The sequence below is a fragment of the Bradyrhizobium sp. Ai1a-2 genome (genome assembly GCF_000426245.1).
Lineage (GTDB): Bacteria > Pseudomonadota > Alphaproteobacteria > Rhizobiales > Xanthobacteraceae > Bradyrhizobium.
Map to the genome: position 1 here is coordinate 1 of NZ_AUEZ01000149.1, position 7626 is coordinate 7626.

A 7626-nucleotide genomic window follows, 5' to 3' on the forward strand; every position below is an offset into this window, starting at 1 on the left:
CAGTATCGAGGTCCTCGTCGATCCCAAGTGTCTGCCGGAACTTATCTGACCACCTCAATCCAATCCGTCAAAATCACTGTGCGGAGCCACTAGTTTCTCAGTTTAGCCGGACTAAGCATCCCGACGTGACGGAGCTGGAGAAGGACATTAAACTATCAACCAAGCGTGTTCCTTCTGCGACAAGGCCATGTCCTCGGTCCCGAGTGGCGACGACGCGAAAGCGAAGTCAAAGAGACAGACTTTCTTGTTATCGTCCATCATATTCAGCCCAAGAATCGGAGGTTTCGTAGACGCGAATGGACGACGTTTGATGAAACTTGCGCTTCAATCTATCCCAGATCCAAACAAGCAATGTTTTCTGCCGTAGGGTTCGCTAATCCCTCGACTTCGTTGAGGTATTGATGATCAAGCGTCCTCATGATTCCGATAAAGGCTTCCTCTATGTCAGAAAAGTCCACGACGAACCCGGTGACCGGATCCACGGGTCCATCGACTTGTACCTCGATCCTATAGGAATGCCCATGCGAGCGGCTGCACTTATGTGTGGGCGGCACGTTCGGGAGCCGGTGAGCCGCCTCGAGCTTGAAAGCTTGAGATATTTTCATCGAATTCTCCGATGCTTGCCGCCTGTTCCGGCGACTGAGTAGTACCAACGGCGATCGCGTGGCTGATTCCTTGATCGTCGGTAAGGAACGCCACACGACCAGGACTCGGCCAGGTCCGACTGTGGCCCCAACTGTCAGTCGACTTTGGCCGACTTGGCGAAGGCCTCGCGTGAAGCCATCGGAATTGCGCCTCCGCGGGTCGGGTCCGCGTAGGTGCCACCCGCAGATGCGTAGTCCTTACCCGTGCAACGCTCGAGCACGATGCCGATCGCCTCAACGTTTGGGATGTCTGACTCGCACAGCTCGGGCATCGAGGCCTTGCGGGCAAGTGCCGCCTCCACGTAGGGTGCGAGCTCCTCTTCTTTACGTCGTACGCGCTCGTCTTCCCGTTCTTTCAGTGCCGGCATGACCTCTTTGGCGAAGAGCTCGAGTGCTTCGCAGATATGTTCGTGTTTATTCATGCCGCACTGCTGGATAAAGATCATCTGGTCGATACCGATATCGGCATACGCCATGAGGTGCTCGCGAACACTCTGAGGTCGTCCTATGCTGCCCGCGCCTGGCGTCTCCGTCATATCGTCCTTGATTGCTTGAAAGCGCCGCCACAAATTCGTGCGCCCAGGACGGTGTTCGCCATATACCGCGTAATGCGCGATCGAATAACCGAAGAACTTGAAACCATCGAGCCCTCGACGCATGGCTTCTTCGGCGTTCTGATGAACCATCATGCCGTTGAGGGTGGCGATGTTGGCGTTGACCGAATGACCTATGGGCACGCACTCGTCGGACTTGATGATCTGATAATACTCGTCGCGCCAGGCTTTCGCTTGGGAGGCTTCCACAAAGCCAAAAACCAGCGCCCCCACCCCATGACGCGCGGCACGCAAAATGCTGTCGCGCCGAGAACAAGCCATCCAGATCGGCGGATGCGGCTTCTGAACCGGCTTTGGCACGATGTTGCGGGTTGGCATTTTGAAGAATTGCCCCTCGTACCCTGGATACGGTCGCATCGTCATCATGTTGGCGGTCTGCTCGACGCCTTCCAGCCACATCTCACTCTTCTGCCCTGGCTCGATCCCAAATCCATGCATCTCGATCAACGAGCCGGATTCTCCTGTCCCCCACTCGACACGCCCACCAGAGATCAAGTCAAGGGTCGCGAGGCGCTCGGCCACCCGCGCCGGGTGGTTGTAGTTCGGCGGGGAGAGGCAGATGCCGTGACCAATGCGCATATTCCTTGTCCGCTGCGAAACGGCCCCCAGAAACACTTCGGGTGCCGAGGAGTGGGAGTATTCCTCCAGGAAATGATGCTCGACCTCCCACATGTAATCGAATCCGACTCGATCGGCGAGTTCGATCTGCTCCAGCGCATCACTGAACAATTTTTGCTCGTTGCCGTCTTCCCAAGGCCGCGGCAATTGGTGTTCATAGAACAGTCCAAGCTTCATCCGTTTTCCTCTGGGTCCTACGGTCGCACGCCGCTTCGTATGATTGGCGCACGGCAGCGTCAGAGAGCTTTGACCGGCCACCATCTACTCCGTGCTCACGCCTCGTTTCACGGATGAGCAATCGGCGTGCCACAAGACGTTCTGAAAGGCTTGTTTAAAGAGAGAAAAAGCCATGCACGTCCCGTCGCGCCGGCGGAACACTAGCGTCTTCGTGTCGAGCTTCGGACATAGAGGTCATCAAGCGAACACGGCTTACCACGACACACGGAGCATTGAATGACGACCATCGCCTCTCACGCCGAACGCGAACGTTTGCTTGAGGATAATTTCCATGCCTCGGACCTCTCGACCACCGCGATCAGCATCGGAGCATTGCGGGTATCGTTATGGAATGGGTATACAGTAGCAGAATGGACCTGCACCTCCATTTGGGAATACCCTGCCAAAGCTGAACGAGACGTGAGGCAGAGCGACAAAACACACATTGCTCGGCAGATGGAACTAGTTGATGCGGTGCGCCCGGTGTTCAACGCACCTGGCTCTTGATGTCTTAGCTACATGCCGAGCGCTTGGGCTTCACACGTTGCGCGCTGCTACATGACGGGAAAACAGCCGGAGAATGTTACGTCAGCTGGCAACCTCACCCTTGCTCAGTCGGAAAACACTAGCGCTAAGAGCGTACAACTCGCCGCCGCATACGATTCAAGCCTCTTCGAGGGGCCTCCCATGAGATGCTTGCGGTGATTGCAACCTCGGTTAGGCACGCTGCTCGCTTCGCTCAAGGCAGCATCACCAAGTCGGGCCGGGTGATGTAGGGGCGGACTCAATGCTCCCCAGGTTCCGCCGTCGGGCCGCCCCGCTCTACTCTCTGCGGCCAATCAGGAGGCGATATGAAACCGCATGTTCGGGCGGCCGCGGCCGCAGTCGCGTTGGCTCACAGTCTCGGGCGTCCTGTGACCAGAGTGTACGAACACGAAACCTGCGCTTGTTGCAGGATCAGCGCGTCCGTGCGCGGGGACATTGTTGGCGGATATGACCACATCAGCCATTGCCACGTCAGTGGTGAGCTCCCAAACCTGTACCACCACGGTGAGAGTTCGCATTTGATGCTCAGACCGAAGGGCTTGGGAGTGTACAGCGGCTTTGATCATGACACGTCATCCTACTTCTCGATGAAAGTCACCAATGGCGAAGCCCACATGTTTGACCACAAAGAAGATCTCTATTTCGCATATAGCGTTTGATCGCAGCCTCGTGGCCCTAAGCTGGCGTTGCCGGTGCGCAATGACGTGTTTGTCCCTTGCTGCTGATGCTGAACGCGTGCTTGCCTTCGTTCATGCATGCGTGGCTCTCGGCTGCCTCGAGCGCGGAGAGGCGCAGCGAGCAGCCGCCTCAGCGCGTCCTGTCTAAGATGTCAACCTTTCGCGCGAGCGTCCGAGGCGATCACGGTGGTCAACGTTATGCGCCCATGTGCGCTGCGTTTCCGAACCCCGTCGGGCTACCGGATCACCAGGGTGCTCCGCCTTGGTGAGGACAGCACAGGAGCACGCCTGCTCTCACAGGCCATCGAACATTCGTGGGCCAGCACGATCTGAAACCCGGCATGGGTGTTGCGCTCGTACGAGTGTCGACCGTGGTTTGTTGCACGCGCGACCAGGCGGCTGCGCTGTCGACTTTAGAACAAACTATTTGCTTCGTTTGAACTTGAACCCGTTTTAGCGATTGGCGCGGTGCTTGCTAGGGATCACTCGCTAACGCGAGGCTCGCCGCCCATGAAAGTCGCTGCTATCGCGCGCCATCCGCGCGAACAAAGGCCTTTTATGCTGGTGCTTGGAACGAACGAAATCGCTTCCGCCATCGCGACGAAGCTGACCGAAGCGACGTTTGCAGTCGTGATGAAGCACGACGCCTTTCCGCCGGTTATGCGCCGCGGCATGTCATTTCATGACTCGCTGTTCGGCGAGTTGTGCGAAATTGAAGGCGTTGTGGGCGAACGGGCTGATACATTAAGGGAGATCGCACGCATTCACGCCGAACCGCACAAGGTTGCGGTGACCGAACTGCACCTCACCGAGATAGTGAGCTTGCGTTCACCTTTGGTCATTATCGATGCACGCATGCAGAAGCATCGGGTCACTCCCGACCTCCGCGGCGTCGCACGCCTTACTGTGGGCGTTGGGCCTAGGTTCGAGGTAGGCATCAACTGCGATATCGCCATCGAAACCCATCCGGCGGAGACCGGTGCAATTATCTCGCGAGGCATCACCAAAATGGCGGACGGCCGAGCCCGCGAGCTCGGCCATGTGGGACGCGAGCGGTTCGCTTATTCAGATCGCGACGGCGTCTGGCACACACCGCTCGATATTGGCACCCAGGTGTACAAAGGCCTGCAGCTTGGTTCTCTTGGTGACAAACCGGTACGGGCACCCGTCGATGGAGTGCTGCGCGGTGTTGTGCGGGACGGCTCGCGCGTGCCAGCTCGCGTAAAATTGCTGGAGATCGATCCGCGAGGACGTGAGGCCTGCTGGACCGGCATGGATGAACGCGGACGAGCCATCGGATCCGGTGTCCTCACCACACTCGAGAAACTCATGCCAGCCAATCAGGTGATCGGTCCACTTTCCGCCAATGATTACAGAGGGATGTTCTCATGAGACCGTTAAAGCTAACGCCTGCGGCCGAAGAGGCAGAAGCGCTCAAGGACGAATAGCGACAGTCAGCTTCGGTTTCGCCGCCTACCGCGCCGCCGACAGCGCTGCCTCGTGCGGCGCGCCGCATCGGTCGGATTGGAGCCCCGCCACAGCCGCGCAGCTGGCGACCGCGACCACATCGTCGGCATGGTCTGCGCGAAGCACCAGATCGTGCATGCAGCGATAGCGGTTCCTAGCCAGCAGCAGATTGAGGCGGCCGGCATCATTTGGTGCAAACAGGCAACAGAGCTCTCAAGAAACAATACGTCGAGGGAGCTTTCCTTCTACAACTGCCTTCAGGACGGCGATCGCAAGAGAACATTAGTCATGCGATCAGATCGGCTCGTCAAATACGGACAGCCGCCGGACTTACGCAAAAGCGTCGTTTCGCTGGATCTTGCTGCTGTCTTTGCGAGCTTTTGGCACAAATGCCGTGATCTCGCTTAAGGCACTTAGTCGCGAGCCCTGGACGGCGCCTCGTCCGGCTTGAGGTGTCGCTTTCGGATATTGTGACTGACCACCCAGATTACGCCGACCGCGATCGGCACGAAGGCTGCGGTTACAAACGAGGGGTCGACGTGCAGTCCGACATCCTTAGCGCCCTTGGCGAGGTAGCCGAACAGGCTGACCACATAATAGCCGATGGCCCCGACCGACAATCCCTCGACCGTGCTCTGCAGTCGGAGCTGCTGTCTTGTGCGTTCGTTGATTGACCGCAATAGGTCACGATTCTGTTGCTCGATTTCGACATCGACACGTGTTCGCAACAGGTCGGCGGCACGCGCCAGCTTGGCCGATAGATTTGCCTGACGTTCCTCCATCGTTGCGCAGGTTCGTATCGCCGGCGCCATGCGGCGCGCTAGAAACGACGACCAAATCGGGTAACCCGCGACATCGTCGCCTTCAATGATGGACAGTCGCGATTGCACCAGCTCGTTATAGGCTCTGCTGGCACCGAAGCGGAATAGACTGCCGGCCACACCTCTTTCGAAGGAGACGGCCAACGCCGTCAGTTCGTCAAGCAGGTGGTTGTTGACCTTTAATCCCTCGGCGCCTTTCATCTCCTCAAGCACTTCAACGAGACGGCGATCGATACGATCGACAGACGGCGCAAGCTCAAGCGCCGACGACAGACCAAGCAGCGCCAACGGACGGTAGGTCTCGATTTCTAGGAGCCGTTGCACCAGTGCGCCGAGATCGTGCGGCGTTAATCCGGAATCGCAGACCAGAATTCTGCTGAAACCTTTCTCGTCCACGCGAAAGTCCGAGGCCACAACGCCTGCGCCGCCCTTTACCGTGACCATCGCTAGACTGCTCTTGTCGAAAAGCTGGTCGGCACGTTCGGTTGCAGAAGCGCATCGTTCCACCTCCAATTTGATTGCGACCAGTAATTGTCCGGCCTGCGACAACTCACAAATCAATGATCTAGCGGTATCATCGACATCGCCGAATTGGCGAGCGGCAGGATTATTCGCGATACTCCAGCTCCACGTGAAGGTGGCAAATTCCGCATGTTGCTCCCAGCGAAGCAGCACTGGTCCGATCTCCACCTGATGATATTTCGCGGACGGCTCCGGCGGCGGAAGCTTGTGCCTCCGGCAGAAATCGACGAAGCGACGGCGATCGCACGCGGCCGCCTCGCCCTGAGCGAGAAACACGAAGCGGACCATGCCAAGTGAGGAAACATGGGCGGTGAATGGGCGCGCATGGACTTCGCTGAGCACGGCCTCGCGCTCCGGATGCAGCTTGAATAATCCCAAATCCAAGTCGTCGATCATGTAGTGACACCTCGCTTCGGAATAGGCCGCCAAGCATCGTGGCGTGCGGCCGCGTCCAATCGTTGCCCGGATCGACTTGGACACAGTTGTCGGCGCCCGCGTCGAACGGAAATCGCCCGCCATCGAAGGCGGTGGCGCGCGCAGGTAATAATGCACCCGACGCCCATAGCGGACGGCGAACGGCGATCGCATTGCCACTTGGCAGAGCCCGACTCAAATGCGCCTCCATTCTGTCGTCCTCGGCTGTCTTCTCTCGCTCGCGGTGCAGGATTTGGGCCAGTGCGATGCGGAGGAACGCTGCCGGCTTTTCGCGACCAATGTCACGTTCGCAAACTACTTGGCGGGTTACAGACGTCAGGCACGTTCGCCTTCGGACAGGAGCAGGCAACCGCATCTGTGCGCTTGCGCAATCCACCCCCACGCTTCCGCCCTGCACATTTGGCCGGTCTCTTGCGTCCACGCTGACATTGCCGTGATGCGCCACCGGGGTCATCGCCCAGTCACATGCAAGACCTGTGGGATGTCCCTGCTAGGGTTCACCCAGGAGCAGTTGGTTGCCCTGGTGGCGCAGTGTGCCGCCAATACGGTTGATCTGGATTCCGGAGGCCGTGGGCGGGTAATGCCAGCCTCAACGCCAAGAGTGCCGCCGAGCGGTCGGACGGTCCGGGCCGCGGTTTGCGGCGTCGCTGCGAACGATGGCCCTCTGGTAGAGCTTCTTGCCGAGACGCGCGTCTTCCCGGCCATGTGTCCTTTAGGCGGTGTGGACTCTAAGGATTCCCTTTTAGGAGCAAATCAGATTCAAGGCTGCTTTTGGGGAGGCGGCCTTGGGTGTGATGGATCGTTTGGTTTTGAGCGACGCGGCGTGGGAGCGGATGGCGCCGCTGATCATAGGTCGTCCCGACCAGAAGGGCTCGACCGGACGCGACAATCGGATGTTTGTTGAAGGCGTATTGTGGATCGTGCGTACGGGTTCTCCGTGGCGCGACCTTCCGGAAGTGTTCGGGGATTGGAACAGCGTATTTCGGCGCTTCAGTCGATGGAGCATCAAGGGCGTTTGGTGGCGGATCTTCGAGGCGATGTCCGATGATCCGGACTTCGAATATCT

Annotated in this window: 6 protein-coding genes and 1 pseudogene; 4 read left to right on the forward strand and 3 right to left on the reverse strand. The window is 58.5% G+C overall.

Features of this window, described 5'->3' with window-relative positions; translation table 11 throughout:
* Positions 1-247: 247 nt before the first annotated feature.
* Positions 248-605: pseudogene (gene queD / locus K288_RS48635) on the reverse strand (6-carboxytetrahydropterin synthase QueD).
* 134 nt (positions 606-739) lie between these two features.
* On the reverse strand, positions 740-2053 hold the full coding sequence (locus tag K288_RS48640) for an LLM class flavin-dependent oxidoreductase (protein ID WP_064737406.1): 1314 nt from the start codon (positions 2051-2053) through the stop codon (positions 740-742).
* 276 nt (positions 2054-2329) lie between these two features.
* Between K288_RS48640 and K288_RS53200 the strand changes: the two genes are divergently transcribed.
* From K288_RS53200 to K288_RS53205, 3 genes are all read left to right on the forward strand, one after another.
* Entirely contained in the window at positions 2330-2599 is a 270-nt protein-coding gene (locus K288_RS53200) for a hypothetical protein (protein ID WP_152535951.1), read from the forward strand.
* A 1226-nt stretch (positions 2600-3825) separates the two neighbouring features.
* The gene (locus K288_RS0141555) at positions 3826-4707 is read left to right on the forward strand and encodes a xanthine dehydrogenase (RefSeq protein ID WP_027584662.1); all 882 of its coding nucleotides are present in this window, start codon (positions 3826-3828) and stop codon (positions 4705-4707) included.
* A gap of 108 nt (positions 4708-4815) precedes the next feature.
* On the forward strand, positions 4816-5190 hold the full coding sequence (locus K288_RS53205) for a hypothetical protein (protein WP_152535952.1): 375 nt from the start codon (positions 4816-4818) through the stop codon (positions 5188-5190).
* 5 nt (positions 5191-5195) lie between these two features.
* Here the strand turns inward: K288_RS53205 and K288_RS0141565 are convergent, their stop codons facing one another.
* The gene (locus K288_RS0141565; protein WP_027584663.1) at positions 5196-6521 is read right to left on the reverse strand and encodes a DUF3422 domain-containing protein; all 1326 of its coding nucleotides are present in this window, start codon (positions 6519-6521) and stop codon (positions 5196-5198) included.
* Positions 6522-7345: 824 nt separating this feature from the next.
* Between K288_RS0141565 and K288_RS0141570 the strand changes: the two genes are divergently transcribed.
* Positions 7346-7626: IS5 family transposase (locus K288_RS0141570; protein ID WP_043162221.1), on the forward strand; the 281-nt coding region annotated here is incomplete at its 3' end.